Source organism: Paenibacillus sp. SN-8-1 (assembly GCF_050995535.1).
Taxonomy (GTDB): Bacteria; Bacillota; Bacilli; order Paenibacillales; family Paenibacillaceae; genus Fontibacillus.
Map to the genome: position 1 here is coordinate 828622 of NZ_CP194782.1, position 14399 is coordinate 843020.

Consider the following 14399-nt stretch of genomic DNA (forward strand, 5'->3'; position numbering starts at 1 on the left):
TAAAGGCTGGTGTTGTGGATTTTGCAAGATACATATTTGCTATAAATTACCATGGTAAGTGTTCATTATAAGATCGTGCTGAAGAATTGGCAATGATTTCTGTCGGTTTTACTCGAAAAAATAGGAAAATTATCGTATTTAGACACAAAATAGTTAAATAACCTGGATTCACTATATGGAGTGCAAGTATCCTTCCCCCAGGGTTATGATATAATTTGATTTAATATGCACTAGAGAGGTTTTTGACATGACAACTAACTTTTGGCGTGACTTGCCACGCCCCTTTTTTATACTGGCGCCCATGGAGGATGTTACGGATGTGGTGTTTCGCCATGTCGTGAGTGAGGCGGCCAGACCGGATGTGTTTTTTACAGAGTTCGCAAATACAGAAAGCTATTGTCACCCGGAGGGGAACCATAGCGTGCGCGGCCGGTTGACGTTCACTGAGGATGAACAGCCCATTGTGGCGCATATCTGGGGAGACAAGCCGGAATACTTCCGGCAGATGAGTATCGGCATGGCGAAGGAAGGCTTCAAGGGCATAGATATTAATATGGGTTGTCCTGTAGCGAATGTAGCGGAGAATGGAAAAGGTAGCGGCCTGATCTGCCGGCCGGAGCTCGCGGCGGATATTATCCAGGCGGCCAAAGCCGGGGGACTGCCCGTCAGTGTCAAGACAAGGCTCGGCTTCACTGACGTTGAGGAATGGCGCGGCTGGTTAACCCATATTTTGCGGCAGGACATTGTGAATCTGTCTATTCATCTGCGCACAAGAGAAGAAATGAGCAAAGTAGCTGCCCACTGGGAGCTGATTCCAGAGATCAAAAAGCTCCGGGATGAGATAGCGCCAGACACCCTGCTGACCATTAACGGGGATATCCCTGACCGTCAGACCGGCCTCCGGCTCGCTGAGCAGTATGGTGTGGATGGGATTATGATTGGGCGCGGTATTTTTCATAATCCATTTGCTTTTGAGAAGGAACAGAGAGAGCATACCAGCGAGGAATTGCTTGATCTGCTGCGGCTGCATCTGGATCTTCATGATCAATATTCGGCACAGGAACTACGTTCGTTTCGGCCACTTGCCCGATTCTTTAAAATATACGTTCGCGGATTCCGCGGGGCAAGTGAATTAAGAAATAACTTAATGAACGCCAAGTCTACAAGCGAAGTGCGTGCGCTGCTTGATGAGTTTGGAAGCAGGGAGCATGATGAGGCTGAGGAACGAGAGAACTAAGCTGCCAAGATTGGAGAAACATCGGACGATTTAGGTAAATACGGGTTAGTTCACTATATAAGTTGAAATTTAAGAATTACTAATAGGCAAGAGTGTGAAATGATTCCGGAGAAGCGGAGCGTTCGCCTACAAGCTTTCTGAAAGAAAGCTACATCGAAAGCATATGCTTTGTGATTAGACTTCTACCTTAGAAAATGAATAAAGAAGTCTGAGAACAACAGCGATCGTAGGAACATTTCACACGGCAGCCTAGCACGTAAATCATTAGTTCGACTTATATAGTAAGAATAAATCTGTCTAGAAATATTAAATACATGAACAGATTGAGGATCGGACGAATGGAGAGGGTTACAAACCTGAGCCAGCAAGCCTTTCCTCTGTTTTTATATAGAGGGGGATTATATGTCCTGGAGCAAATTGAAGCAGCAGCTTGAGAGCTTTCTCTGTCCTGCGTTGAATGGAAGGGTAGAATACCGCGCCCCGGCTTACCGTTATTTAGCGGATAAACCGGGGACTTGCTATATCTCGGTAGATAAAAAGAATGTACTCAATATGAGTGATAAAGCCAGCTTCATCAAATGGTATCTAACGGAGTTGGAAATTAAGAATGATCCGGATATCCAAATCCCTGTCACCCAAGACGAAATTGAAGCTGTCAGACAAGCCAGCAAGGGGCCGGTGCCAGAGGATCGTCTAGTAGTCATGGCCAGAAGCAGAAAAAGCTCAGAACATGCCAAAGAGCTGTTGTCAGCACAGGCTTCATTAAGTAGATCGAATTTCATCGTTGTGGCGAATAAGTATCTTTCTACCTCTGTAGAGGAAAGCATAGAGAGCCATGATATCCTATTGAATGTTCTAGCTTTGTTGGACCGGAGAGTTGGGAAAAAGCGGATTGTGAACTTGTCCGAGAAGATGAAGTTAAAGCATCCGATTGTGCAGTATTTTTATGGACTACGGCGTAGTACATTGTGAAGTGAATGGACATATCGAAAAGGGCTGGATATGCCATAAGGGAAAATTAACGATCTGTCATGAACATTATTGGGCATAACAAGATCTATGGCTTGGTACTTAAAGGACCTTCGGTTTGCTGCGAAGTGGCAGCAGGTGTTAGCGGTAATGGTTATATGGAGTGTTGAAGTTGATAGCTATATATTTATGGTCGTCGCTATGTTGCCATCTTTATTAGCTTGAGGTTACTTTTTGTATGAATTAAATAGTTAATGATATAAGGCGCCAGGAATCCTGGCGTCTATGTAACGTTAATTGGTTTTCCAGACTGCAAAAAATGAAATGTTAAATTGCTGCCTTGATTTAGGGTATTCTCCCGAGTTCACACTGACCTTTCCTCCTTCTCTCCGATTTCTTTCTCAATTCTCCGATAAAAATCCCGAAAGTCACTTGCCAGAACTGGCTTCTTCTCGATTAACAAAAATATATTACAATTTTCTCAGTTACTTATTGCATTATTAGGTTTATATACCCAGATTATAATAGCTAGATTAAGGAGTTTAATGTTAATATTACTTGAGAATTAGTTCTTTTGGTGGAAGGAGCACGTAACATGTACTGTACAAACTGTGGAAAAAAATTAAACTCTAACATCTTATTTTGCGGTGAATGTGGACAACAAGTAATTCAATCTGAACCAAGGTCGGTTGAAGAACAGGATTCCAATACTTCCCCCATAGGAGGCAATGGCATAGTTATAGATGTATTATCTGAGGAGAGGCAGGATTCCCTGAATACCGGAAATAGAACGACTTCAAAGAGGACTTATCCCAAATGGGTAATGATATCGGCAGCAGCTTTAGTTCTTATTGGGGGAGTATCAGGAGTATGGTATTGGAATTCATCCAAGGGTCCTTCCGATGTACAGGTTGTAAACACGGCAAAGCAAAATTCAAATAATGCCCCATCAACTAGCGAATCACCTAAGGAGTCAACTAGTGAACCAACTGAAAAACCGATGAATGTGAAATTAGAACCTGCGTTTATCCAAGTGAACCAAGTTGATTCATCTAATTATGAAAATGGACAAGTCGATGTGTACTTTTCTCTTTTTGCTGATGACGCATTCTCTGTTGCATTAGATTCAGAGAATTTGACTCGAGAAATGTTCAAAGTTAATGGCTCACCAGTAACTCAGGTTTCCAAGGTTAACGAGATAGATCCCGTTAGTGTGAATTTAGTAATAGACAAGAGTGGCAGTATGATGGACCCGCCAAACGAAATGACGGAACAATCCAAAATAGACCTAGTACGAAGTGCGGCAATACAATTCCTACATAATGTTCCGAGTAATAGCAGAGGGCAATTTGAGTTATTAACCTTCTCTAGTTTCGCACCTGATGCTGCAGACATTCCATTTAATTCAAATCGACAATATATTACCTCCTACTTAAGCACTTTAGAGTCTGATAATGGCAAGACAGCTTTGTACGATTCGTTAACTAAAGCGTTATATGATACGAATTTACAAGATGGGCCTAAATACATAATAGCGTTTACTGATGGTGAAAATACGGAAGTTTCGGACTATGGTTCTTCAGCACAATCTGTGATCGACCTGTCAAAACAATTGGGCATACCTATCTATACGATTGGTTTTGGAGGTACTTCTACAGATCTGCAATGGATTTCTGATGAGACTGGAGGCAGCTATTTTTCGATCGATGAACAAGATGATCTTCAGTCAGAACTGCAGAATATATATCAGAATGTATTTCAGAAGTATGTGAAGCAATATAAATTGACCTTTAAGCCGGCCCAAACCATCGACCCAGGAGGGGATTTCCCAATTACAGTTGAGATGAACTCAAATACTCATACTGCGAAAACCTCAACATTAGAATATACACGTAAAATTGATACAGAATCTATTCAAGTTATGAACGGATTGTTTGAATATCAAGTCAATTACGCTAATGCGGTGAACAATCTTGATTTTAGTCTGGTTAGCGATAATGTGATGAGTAATTCGAACTTTTACCAGAATTTAAAGAATAGGATAGAAATAGATTATGTCAACTTAAGAAACGAGGGTACTCCGAAGATAATAGACCCCCTTGAGAATTACAGAACAGTGTCTATTGAGCCACAGCCTGATGGTAGCTATAAAGTTAAGTTTTTCAAACTGTTTCCATTAGAACTAAATCAGGAACGGGTATACGAGGCAGATTTGAATTCCTATACCTTAATCCAGGATCCCGAGTCCAGCAAATGGAAAGTTGGAGATTTTGGTAGAAGCGAATGTTCAATTTATAAAAATGAATCAGATCCGGGTTCAACATGCAAAAGTGTAAACGGAACATCCGCATTGTATAGTGGCGATCCTTGGCCTAAGAACTAGTAGTAAATGCCGATAAGTAATAACAGACGCATGTCAATCTTGCTGTACTATACATATGACACTCAATGGGGGAAACGAAGAATGAAGAGGATGTTTGGTTTGCTGCTAGTTTTGTTAATCGTAACACCGGCATTTGGCACCACAACCTTTGCAAGTAATACCGTGAAGGCTACGGTGACCGGGAGCAGCACTTATTTTGACGGGGAGGAGAAGAGTTCTCACGGCTTCAATATTGCGGGCAGCAATTACTTCAATCTGCGTGATTTGGCCCGAAATTTCTCGGGAACACCGAGTCAATTTGACATCACCTGGAATCAGAAGAATAAGGCTATCGAAATCGTGACAGGAAAAGCTTATACGGCTCAGGGGACTGAGGACAGTCTCTACTTTAGCCCGGGCAGGACTTATGCTGCCGCTCTGTCCACCTCCAAGGTCATGGTCGACGGGGTGCTGCAGTCCATTAAGGCTTACACGATAGAGGGGAACAATTATTTTCAATTAAGAGATTTGGCCGGCAAAATCCCTTTCGAGCTGTCGTATAACAGTCAGCAGAATCAGCTGGTCATGTCCTCCAGAACACCGGACAATGCTTACCGGGTTGCAGTATCCAGCGAAACGAAGGGGAATGCCGAATCTTCCTATTTTCCGAGATGGAAAAGCACAGTGTCGTCCTATCTTGTTAACAATTCCGATGGGACGGTAAGTGTCGTGGAAGCGGGCAGCAACATTACAATAGATACCTATAATACTCGGAATGAGCTAACGGCAACTCAAAAGATCGCTTATGAGCTTCCATTGTTCGGCGGGTTTTATAGCGGGAAGCAATATAATTATATTGCTTTTGGACAAGAGAACCGCGAAGAGAACGACAGCAAGGAAGTGATCCGCATTGTCCGTTATGATAAAAGCTTTAAAAGAATTGACAGCGTCTCTATAACAGGGGGGCAGAGCTATACGGTGGTACCTTTTGATGCCGGTTCCGGAAGAATGGCCGAGTCAGGGAATACCCTGGTGTTCCATACCTCGCGTACAAGATATACCACAGAGGACAAGCTGAATCATCAATCCCAACTTACCATTATCGTCAATACCTCAAATATGACAGTAACCAACGATCTGGGGCGCTTCCAGGAGAACCATGTCAGCCACTCTTTCGATCAATACGTGTTGTTTGACGGCAGTTCGCAAGTGCTTGTGGATCATGGGGATGCCTATCCCCGCTCCGTAGTTCTTCATAAGGGTGACGGAACGAGTTACAACGAGGTGGATTTGTTTAAGATTCCGGGCGAAACTGGAGCGAATGCGACTGGGGTATCTATTGGCGGGGTTGAGATGTCCTCCAGCAGCTATATTGTCGCAATGAACTCGGTTGACCATTCCTTGGTCAAGGACTATACCTCATATGAGATGGTAGGGCTTAAAAGTGACCAACGGGATATCATCCTGAATGTATTGCCAAGGACCAGCATGGACAGCACCTCCGTTCATACGATTACACTGGCTAAATATGTAGGCACCGACCGGATCGCCTCCATTCCGAAGCTTGTTCGCATCTCTGATGAACAAATGATGGTGCTGTGGCAGGAATTCGATAAAGAAAACCATCCGGGTGATGTGAAATATGTGCTTATCGATGGCAAGGGTAAGGCTGTTGGTAATATTCAGAGTATCAAGTATTTTATGCTGTCCGAATGTAATCCGGTTGTCAGCGGCGGGAAGGTTGTCTGGTACACCAACAGTCATGGAAGCCAGATGTTTTATACGATCCCTATGAAGGGAGTCTGATTCAGACTTAAACCCTCGATATACGTTCATGGGAACATATCGAGGGTTTATTTTTGAGTGTGAAAAGGGGGAGGATAGGAGAAATGTAAATTAATGATGCAGCGAGAATACATAATGAAGGTTATGACGATTTTCCTTATATTCATCGTATTGATAAAGATTGCGTTGGAATTTTATCATTATAATGATAAAATAAAACAGGAAAGGAGAGATGCCCTTTGCCTAAAATTAGACCTAGATCCGATTTGAGAAATAATTTCGCTGAAATATCAAAGCTTGTTCATGAGAGTGGCGAGCCGGTGTTTCTCACAAAAAATGGACATGGCGATATGGTGGTTATGAGCATAGAGAAATATGAGAGTATGAAATTTGAAAGCGAAATTTATGAGAAGTTGAAAGAAGCTGAAGTAGAAGCTAATCAATCGGATGAGCGGTTTAGTCATGCTGAGGTATTTCATTCTTTAAGGCAGCGAATTCGTAAGGAGAATTAAAATATAGTTGCTGAGATGAACCGGAGAAAGTACTTCTTCGGTTTTTATCTTTTGACAACAAACTTTACCAAGGATATTAGGCATAAACATACATATTTTTTTGATTATATTTATTAGGTATGTCCATACCTAGACGAGGCGGATTTAATTGAAAGATAAAGAAGAAGCAATACTGCGTAAATTTGCATTAAACGGATGGGAATATAAATAAAACTTTAAAGGGGGAGAACTAATGGGGAAGAGGTATGAAGTAAGTTACCTTGCTGTTGCGAAAAAAGACCTATTTGACATTATCTTATATATTAGTGATGAACTTTGTGCGCCTGAGGCTGCGTTTAAATTAGCTGATAGGTTTGAAGAAGCGATATCTGTGTTAGAGGACTTTCCTTTATCGGGATATATTTACAAACATACAAAAGGATTAAAGGATGAGTATCGGGTGCTTGTTGTCGAGAGTTATCTTGTTTTTTATGTTGTTATGAACAATGCAGTCGAAATCCGACGTATCGTTTATAGTAAACGCGATCATAACAGTTTATTATGAATGTGATAGAGGCAGTTTGTTAAAGAAATTATAGCTTAGAGGTAATGAAGATTTTAAGGCAACGGTGGATGCCAAAAATAAAGGAGCTAAGCGGGCTTGACCGCTTAGCTCCTTGTTGCTCACTGCATTTCATTATTTCTCTATTCCGCCGGGGGTTCCGGAATAAATTATTGGATACCCTGATCCATCACGCCCCCAAGAACATCTTCATGTCGTCTTCTACATTAGTAATACCACCAATTCCGAAGTTCTCAACGAGAACTTTGGCAACGTTAGGCGAGAGGAAGGCAGGAAGGGTAGGGCCAAGATGAATATTTTTGACGCCGAGATAGAGCAGGGCGAGCAGTACGATCACCGCTTTTTGCTCGTACCAGGCAATGTTGTAGGAAATCGGCAGTTCGTTGATATCTTCAAGGCCGAATACTTCCTTTAGCTTCATGGCGATTACGACCAGGGAGTAAGAATCATTGCATTGTCCGGCGTCCAGTACGCGCGGGATTCCGCCAATTTCTCCGAGATCCAGCTTATTGTATTTGTACTTGGCGCAGCCCGCAGTCATGATGACGGTATCCTGTGGAAGCTGAGCTGCAAAGTCAGTGTAATAGTTGCGGGATTTCATCCGCCCGTCACAGCCGGCCATGACGAAGAAGCGGCGGATGGCGCCGGATTTCACGGCATCGACGACTTGATCGGCTACGTTCATCACCGCAGCGTGAGCGAAGCCTCCGATAATTTCGCCGGTTTCAATCTCCGTAGGAGCTGGGCATCCTTTCGCTTGCTCGATCAGCGCAGAGAAGTCCTTGGCAGCGCCGTTCTCTCCTTCAGGGATATGGCGGACGCCCGGGAAGCCCGTGTTACCTGTCGTATAAATGCGGTCCTTATAGCTGTCCTTCGGCGGAACGATACAGTTGGTCGTCATTAGAATCGGTCCGTTAAAGGCTTCAAATTCGCTATTCTGCTTCCACCAGGCATTTCCGTAATTGCCTACGAAATGCTCATATTTCTTAAATGCCGGATAGTAGTGGGCAGGCAGCATTTCGCTGTGCGTATACACATCCACGCCGGTTCCTTCCGTCTGCTTCAGCAGCTCTTCCATGTCCTTCAGGTCATGGCCGCTGATAAGTATGCCCGGACGATTTCCAACCCCGATATTCACCTTCGTAATTTCCGGATTTCCGTAAGCGGAAGTGTTCGCATTGTCGAGCATCGCCATGGCATCTACGCCGTACTTACCGGTCTCCATCGTCAAAGCGATCAGATCCTGCACTTCAAGACTGTCGTCCAGCGTAGCCGCAAGCGCACGGCGCATGAACCGGTTAAGCTCGCCATCGTCCTTCTCCAGGTGCAGCGCATGGTACGTATAAGCGGCCATTCCCTTGAGGCCGTAAATGATCAATTCGCGGAGCGAGCGAACGTCTTCGTTACGGGTGGAGAGGACGCCAACGGTACGTGCTTTTACATCAAAATCAGCTTCTTTATCCGCTTCCCAGACGGCAGCATCCGGGAGATTAGCCGTTCCTTCGGGATACTGTTCGTCATAATAAGCGCGCACCTCGCTGCGGAGCGCCATAGCATCGCGGACTTTCCCCACAAATACCTCGCGGTCAAAGTTGGCATTGGTGATGGTTGCGAACAAGGAGTCCATGATAAACAGCGATACGCGCTGTTCAAGCACCTCAGGCAATTGGACATCCAGACTGAGCCAAGAGATCCCCTTCAGCAGGTAAATGAGCAAATCCTGTAAGTTCGCCACGTCATGCGGTTTGCCGCATACCCCGACAATGGTGCAGCCTGTTCCTTTGGATGCTTCCTGGCATTGAAAGCAGAACATGGATGGCTGATGGTTTATGGTCATTTTCGCTTCGTTGTTATTCATTATTTCTCCTCCTATTATCGCGTTTCTATATTGTTAAATGTCGTCATAAGTTTGCCTTGCAATGGACTGTCAGACTGAAGTATACCCTGCCTCCAAAGTCGGTTTAGTGATTAAGATCACTGCAACTCATTTTGTGATACAAATCACTAACTTGGTGTGATTCTTCTTTTACACTTGAGCTATTAACCTTTTATGAATTGAACTAAAGAAGCATGTTTGTCTAGTTCATTCCATATAGAACAAGAAGAAATGAGGGAGAGCACGTGTCAATTTTGCCTCACAAAAATGAACTCGGATTCTACGAGATTCGTCTCGAATCCATCGGCGGACTTGGCGCCAATCTGGCCGGGAAGATGCTGGCTGAAGCCGGAGTAACAGGCTCTGGACTTAACGGGTCCAACTTTTCAAGTTATGGCTCGGAGAAGAAAGGGTCGCCGGTCAAAAGCTTCGTAAGATTCTGCGATCCCCAGGTGGAAATCCGCGATCACAGCCCGATTGAGCAGCCGCATGTGGTCGGCGTATTTCATGAAGCGTTATATAAGACGATAGATGTGATAAGCGGTTTACGGTCTGATGGGACGGTGCTTGTGAATACAGCGCGAAATCTTGCCGAAGTGGCCGCGGATCTGAAGATGACGCAAGGAACGCTGGCTGCGATCGATGCGCTAAGAATTGCCGTCGAGGAGAAGACCAAAGTCAATACGGCGATGCTGGGCGCCTTGTTCCGGATCTGCAGCTTCCTTGACCCGGACGACATGCGGCGGGTGATCCGCAAGACCTTTGAGAAAAAGCTGCCTCATCTCGTGGAACCGAATTTGCGGACTTTTGACAGAGGATATAACGAAGTCCAGTTCCTCGCCTTAGGGAACGGCACAGGGGATATGAACCAGGCAGCTTTCACAAGAACACAGCCAGTTCTCGGATATGAAACACAGGAGTTAGGTGGAATTCTGAACGTTACGGCAAACAGCGTGCTGAAGGATCTCAGCGGCTCCCGGCAGGGGTATTTGCCGGAATACAAGATGGAGGACTGCATTAACTGTGCCGCCTGCGATACGGTATGCCCGGACTTCTGCATCGTATGGGAGCAGAAGCCGGATAAGCGCGGCAATCTGCAGATGTTCATGAAGGGTATCGATTACCAGTACTGCAAGGGCTGCCTGAAGTGCGTGGAAGCTTGTCCGACTACCGCTTTGGCCGCCATGTTGGAAGAGCCGCATTATGCGGAGCAGCACCGCGTGCCGCAAGTCTTCCCCTATTTAACTGTGGAGGGAGTCAGATCATGACCGTACAAATGAAAGACCTAACGGAGCAAAAGGTACCGGCCGCTCAGACAGCCGTCTTCGAATCGGGCAACGAAATGGCAGCCATGGCGGCCGCCCAGATTAACTATCATATTATGGGTTATTTTCCGATTACGCCTTCAACGGAAATCGCCCAATACCTTGACATGATGCGTACGCGCGGCGAACACGACATCAAGCTGATTCCGGCCGATGGCGAACACGGCTCGGCTGGGATTTGCTACGGCGCAGCTGCAGCCGGAGCCCGGGTATTCAACGCCACCAGCGCGAATGGCTTCCTGTATATGATCGAACAGCTACCCGTGCAGGCGGGAACTCGCTTCCCAATGGTCATGAACCTGGTAACACGGGCGGTCAGCGGCCCGCTGGATATCCGCGGCGACCATTCGGATCTGTACTACGGTCTGAACACCGGCTGGGTGATTCTCACCGCCCGTTCACCACAGGCCGTGTATGACATGAATATCATGGCGCTGCGCATCGCCGAGCATGAGGACGTGCGGCTGCCGGTTATTGTGGCTTATGACGGCTTCTTCACCTCACACCAGAAGCGGCGGGTGCAAATCTTTGAGAACCGGCACACTGTTCAAGAGTTTGTAGGGGAACAGCCTGAATTCCCGCACGTGCTTGATGAGAACAATCCGATCGTCGTTGGGGCTTATATGAACGGCGAAGACCTCATGAACAACCACTTCCAACAGTCGGAGGCCATGTACCGTGCGGGCGAGGTGTTCAAGGAAGTTGCGGAGGAATATGCGGCCTTGTCCGGAAGACCTTATTCACCGCTTGATCTGTACCGCATGGAAGACGCGGAGGTGGCTTTGTTCCTGCTTAATTCCGCGGCCGAATCCTCCAAGGACGTAGTGGATCGTCTGCGGGCAAAAGGGATCAAAGCGGGCGTGATCAGCCCGAATATTCTCCGGCCGTTCCCGGCACGGGAAATCCGCGAGGCGCTGACGGGCGTCAAAGCGCTGCTGATCGGCGAACGCGCCGATTCCTACGGCGCGAACGGGGCCAATTTGACGCATGAGGTCAAATCGGCGCTGCAGGAGATCCGCGGCCCGCAGCCGATCGTACTTTCCCGCATATTCGGCCTTGGCGGGAAAGATTATTACGCGGATGACGCGGAAGCCTTTTTTGCCCTAACGCTGGAGGCGATGGAGCTGGGCTATGCCAAGGTGCCGTTCGATTATTACGGGCAAACGCCTGGCGATGAAGCGCACAAGCTGCAGCCGGTCATTGCGCCGATGAACGGGGACAGCTTCAAATCCGGCCTGATCACCGTCAAGGTGGATGAGACAACGGGCAAGCTGGCCGTTAAAGTGCCGCCGATGCGCGCGCTTGCCGCGAAGCCGAAACGTTTTGCTTCCGGTCACGGGGCTTGTCCGGGCTGCGGGATTTTTCCGGGGCTGGAGCTGTTCTTCAAAGGGATCGAAGGCAATGTCGTAACTCTATTCCATACCGGCTGCGCTTATATCACTACCACGGGTTATCCGTATAACTCGCATAAGCAAAGCTTCATTCATAACCTGTTCCAGAATGGGCCGGCTACGTTATCCGGTACGGTAGAGGCGTTCCTCGAGCGGAAGCGCCGCGGGGAGATCGAGGTTCCCGAGGATTTCACTTTTGTCATGGTAACCGGCGACGGCGGTATGGACATTGGGATGGGTTCAGCAATCGGGACGGCGTTGCGGGGCCATAATCTGATCATTCTGGAATATGACAATGAAGGCTACATGAACACTGGCGCACAGCTTTCATACTCCACGCCTTTAGGCCACATGACCAGCACGTCCGGTGTCGGCAAACAGCAGCAGGGCAAAACGTTCCATCACAAGGACACGGTGCAAATGATGGCGGCGGCGCATGTGCCGTATGTATTTACGGGGACAGAAGCTTTCCCGCAGGATCTTGTGAAAAAGGCGGCCAAAGCCCAGTGGTACGCCCAGAATGTAGGTACCGTCTACGGCAAGCTGCTGATCACGTGCCCGCTGAACTGGAAGTCCGATGACAAAGAAGGCGAGAACATCGTGCGCGCGGCCGTGAATTCGTGCTTTTTCCCACTGTATGAGGTAGAGCAGGGAGAGACGAACATTACGTATGATCCGGAAGAGAAGAACAAACGAGTGCCGCTAGGCGACTGGCTCAAATATATGGGCAAATCAAGACACTTGCTCAAGGAAGAGAACAAAGAAATGCTTGGCGAATTCGAGCGCGAAGTGCAGCGGCGCTGGTCGATTCTGAAAGCGAAACACGAGAACCCGCTGCTGTAGTGGCGGGGGAAGCTCAGGTCAAAATACGCGGGTAGCTGACTAAAAGGGTTGGCTGCCCGCGTTCTATTATGAATCTGTTATAGTTAGACCATTTCTAGTAAAGAGTAGGTATTGGAGGGCACGAAACCGCACTGATTAAGTTCGAGTTAAATCCATAGAACGTCCAATATACGCCATTCCATCGATAACCTGAAACTTCCCCATACTCAACCCGAGTTGGGTAGAACCAGAAGCTTTCCCCGGTCCATAGCCAGACATAAGTGTAGTTAAACATGCAGTCAATGATATAAGAATAAGCTGGTTTTGGTGGGACGAAAGTTGGGGGCGGAGACTGTGGCATAAAAGTCATATTCATTTCACTCCCTGTAAGTGGTTATTTGTATAGCAGAAGTTGAACATAGCCTGGATTGGTCGTCTTTTCTAGATAGGATATGTAGGTGAACAACTACATGAGTGTGCAGATGCCCAATTGCTAAACAAAGGGAGTTCGCCAGCGAGGGCTCCACATTAGGTTATTCTCACTGTCTACTGGCAGATGTGGAGTGCTGTTGAGTATTAGTGCGGAAGTACAATAAATCGGAGATGTGTTGGCGGAAATAGTAAAGAGGGGCGACGCCCCTCTTTTTTGCTGACTTATTATGTAGCAACTTTAGCATATCGAGGATATCTTTTGGGCAATCATCTTGGTCATGGCATGCTTGTGAGGAATGCCTGATGAATTGCAGTCGAATACAATTTCCGAACTATCCTTGATCAGCCAGTCGTAATAATGGGTGAGTAATTCACCAGAATACCACTTAAAGGCATTTGGTTCTTTTTCAGGTGGTGGAGCAATAAACGGCTTATTTACAAACACATTAAAGACATGTATGCCATATTCATTTGTAAATTGCTTATAATTATCAAATATATCCCGGCGGTATTCCGGCTTTATATAGTGGAGCACCCCACTAGAGAAGATAATGTCATAATGCGTCTCTAGACGATAATCTAATATGTCTGCCTTAAAGACATTAACATGAACCCCGACTTTATCAGCAAGACTTTTTGTTTTCTCAATACCTGCGTCCGTGACATCAAACGCGCTAACATCATATCCATTTCGAGCAAAGAATACGGCGTCCTTCCCCTCACCACATCCAACGTCGAGCAGCTTCAAGTGTCTTGTTGGCGGCATAAGCTTCAAGACCTGATAACAAGCACTATTAGGCTCTGTACCCCAATAATATGCTTGTGTTCTATATTCCTTCTCATAAATAGTAATCTGTCTGTCCTGCCCTGGATACCCAAGAAGTTTATCGATGCTTACTTCTAAGATTCTTGATAACTGAGGTAATAGCGAAATATCCGGCATGGTCTGAGCATTCTCCCACTTGGATATAGCTTGAAAAGAAAGCCCGAGCATTTGCGCAAGCTCTTCTTGTGTAAGTCCCTTCTCTTTGCGGTATAGGCTTATGTTTCTTGCTAATTGTTCTCTCAAAATATTTCACGCTCCTCTATGTAACCCAATTCTATTGGAGCTGCTTGGAATGAACAA

Annotated in this window: 10 protein-coding genes; 8 read left to right on the forward strand and 2 right to left on the reverse strand. The window is 46.2% G+C overall.

Features of this window, described 5'->3' with window-relative positions:
* The first annotated feature begins 247 nt into the window (after positions 1-247).
* The 6 genes from ACRRNK_RS03925 (at position 248) to ACRRNK_RS03950 (ending at position 7409) form a co-directional block, all read left to right on the forward strand.
* On the forward strand, positions 248-1237 hold the full coding sequence (locus tag ACRRNK_RS03925; protein ID WP_433945505.1) for a tRNA dihydrouridine synthase: 990 nt from the start codon (positions 248-250) through the stop codon (positions 1235-1237).
* A gap of 402 nt (positions 1238-1639) precedes the next feature.
* The gene (locus ACRRNK_RS03930; RefSeq protein ID WP_433945506.1) at positions 1640-2209 is read left to right on the forward strand and encodes an SF0329 family protein; all 570 of its coding nucleotides are present in this window, start codon (positions 1640-1642) and stop codon (positions 2207-2209) included.
* Positions 2210-2801: 592 nt separating this feature from the next.
* Entirely contained in the window at positions 2802-4589 is a 1788-nt protein-coding gene (locus tag ACRRNK_RS03935; RefSeq protein WP_433945507.1) for a VWA domain-containing protein, read from the forward strand.
* A gap of 81 nt (positions 4590-4670) precedes the next feature.
* Complete coding sequence (locus ACRRNK_RS03940; protein WP_433945508.1) at positions 4671-6374, forward strand: hypothetical protein; 1704 nt, start codon at positions 4671-4673, stop codon at positions 6372-6374.
* 218 nt (positions 6375-6592) lie between these two features.
* A complete protein-coding gene (locus tag ACRRNK_RS03945; protein ID WP_433945509.1) occupies positions 6593-6865 on the forward strand; it encodes a type II toxin-antitoxin system Phd/YefM family antitoxin in 273 nt (90 codons plus the stop codon).
* 232 nt (positions 6866-7097) lie between these two features.
* Entirely contained in the window at positions 7098-7409 is a 312-nt protein-coding gene (locus tag ACRRNK_RS03950; protein ID WP_433945510.1) for a type II toxin-antitoxin system RelE/ParE family toxin, read from the forward strand.
* 187 nt (positions 7410-7596) lie between these two features.
* On the opposite strand, the gene hcp is transcribed toward ACRRNK_RS03950, so the two are convergent.
* Positions 7597-9285, reverse strand: coding sequence for a hydroxylamine reductase (gene hcp, locus ACRRNK_RS03955; RefSeq protein WP_433945511.1), 1689 nt, complete (start codon positions 9283-9285; stop codon positions 7597-7599).
* A gap of 263 nt (positions 9286-9548) precedes the next feature.
* On the opposite strand from hcp, the gene ACRRNK_RS03960 reads away from it, so the two are divergent.
* Positions 9549-10571, forward strand: coding sequence for a 2-oxoacid:acceptor oxidoreductase family protein (locus ACRRNK_RS03960; protein ID WP_433945512.1), 1023 nt, complete (start codon positions 9549-9551; stop codon positions 10569-10571).
* Positions 10568-12862 (forward strand): thiamine pyrophosphate-dependent enzyme, encoded by a 2295-nt coding sequence (locus ACRRNK_RS03965; RefSeq protein WP_433945513.1) that lies wholly within the window; start codon positions 10568-10570, stop codon positions 12860-12862. The genes ACRRNK_RS03960 and ACRRNK_RS03965 overlap by 4 nt, the downstream gene beginning before the upstream one ends.
* Positions 12863-13511: 649 nt before the next feature.
* Here ACRRNK_RS03965 and ACRRNK_RS03970 read toward each other — a convergent pair.
* Complete coding sequence (locus ACRRNK_RS03970; RefSeq protein ID WP_433945514.1) at positions 13512-14342, reverse strand: helix-turn-helix domain-containing protein; 831 nt, start codon at positions 14340-14342, stop codon at positions 13512-13514.
* Positions 14343-14399 lie beyond the last annotated feature (57 nt).

Coding starts and splice junctions, on each gene's coding strand:
- ACRRNK_RS03925 (WP_433945505.1), top strand. CDS start 248: ATGACAACTAACTTTTGGCGTGACTTGCCACGCCCCTTTTTTATACTG.
- ACRRNK_RS03930 (WP_433945506.1), top strand. CDS start 1,640: ATGTCCTGGAGCAAATTGAAGCAGCAGCTTGAGAGCTTTCTCTGTCCT.
- ACRRNK_RS03935 (WP_433945507.1), top strand. CDS start 2,802: ATGTACTGTACAAACTGTGGAAAAAAATTAAACTCTAACATCTTATTT.
- ACRRNK_RS03940 (WP_433945508.1), top strand. CDS start 4,671: ATGAAGAGGATGTTTGGTTTGCTGCTAGTTTTGTTAATCGTAACACCG.
- ACRRNK_RS03950 (WP_433945510.1), top strand. CDS start 7,098: ATGGGGAAGAGGTATGAAGTAAGTTACCTTGCTGTTGCGAAAAAAGAC.
- hcp (WP_433945511.1), bottom strand. CDS start 9,285: ATGAATAACAACGAAGCGAAAATGACCATAAACCATCAGCCATCCATG.
- ACRRNK_RS03965 (WP_433945513.1), top strand. CDS start 10,568: ATGACCGTACAAATGAAAGACCTAACGGAGCAAAAGGTACCGGCCGCT.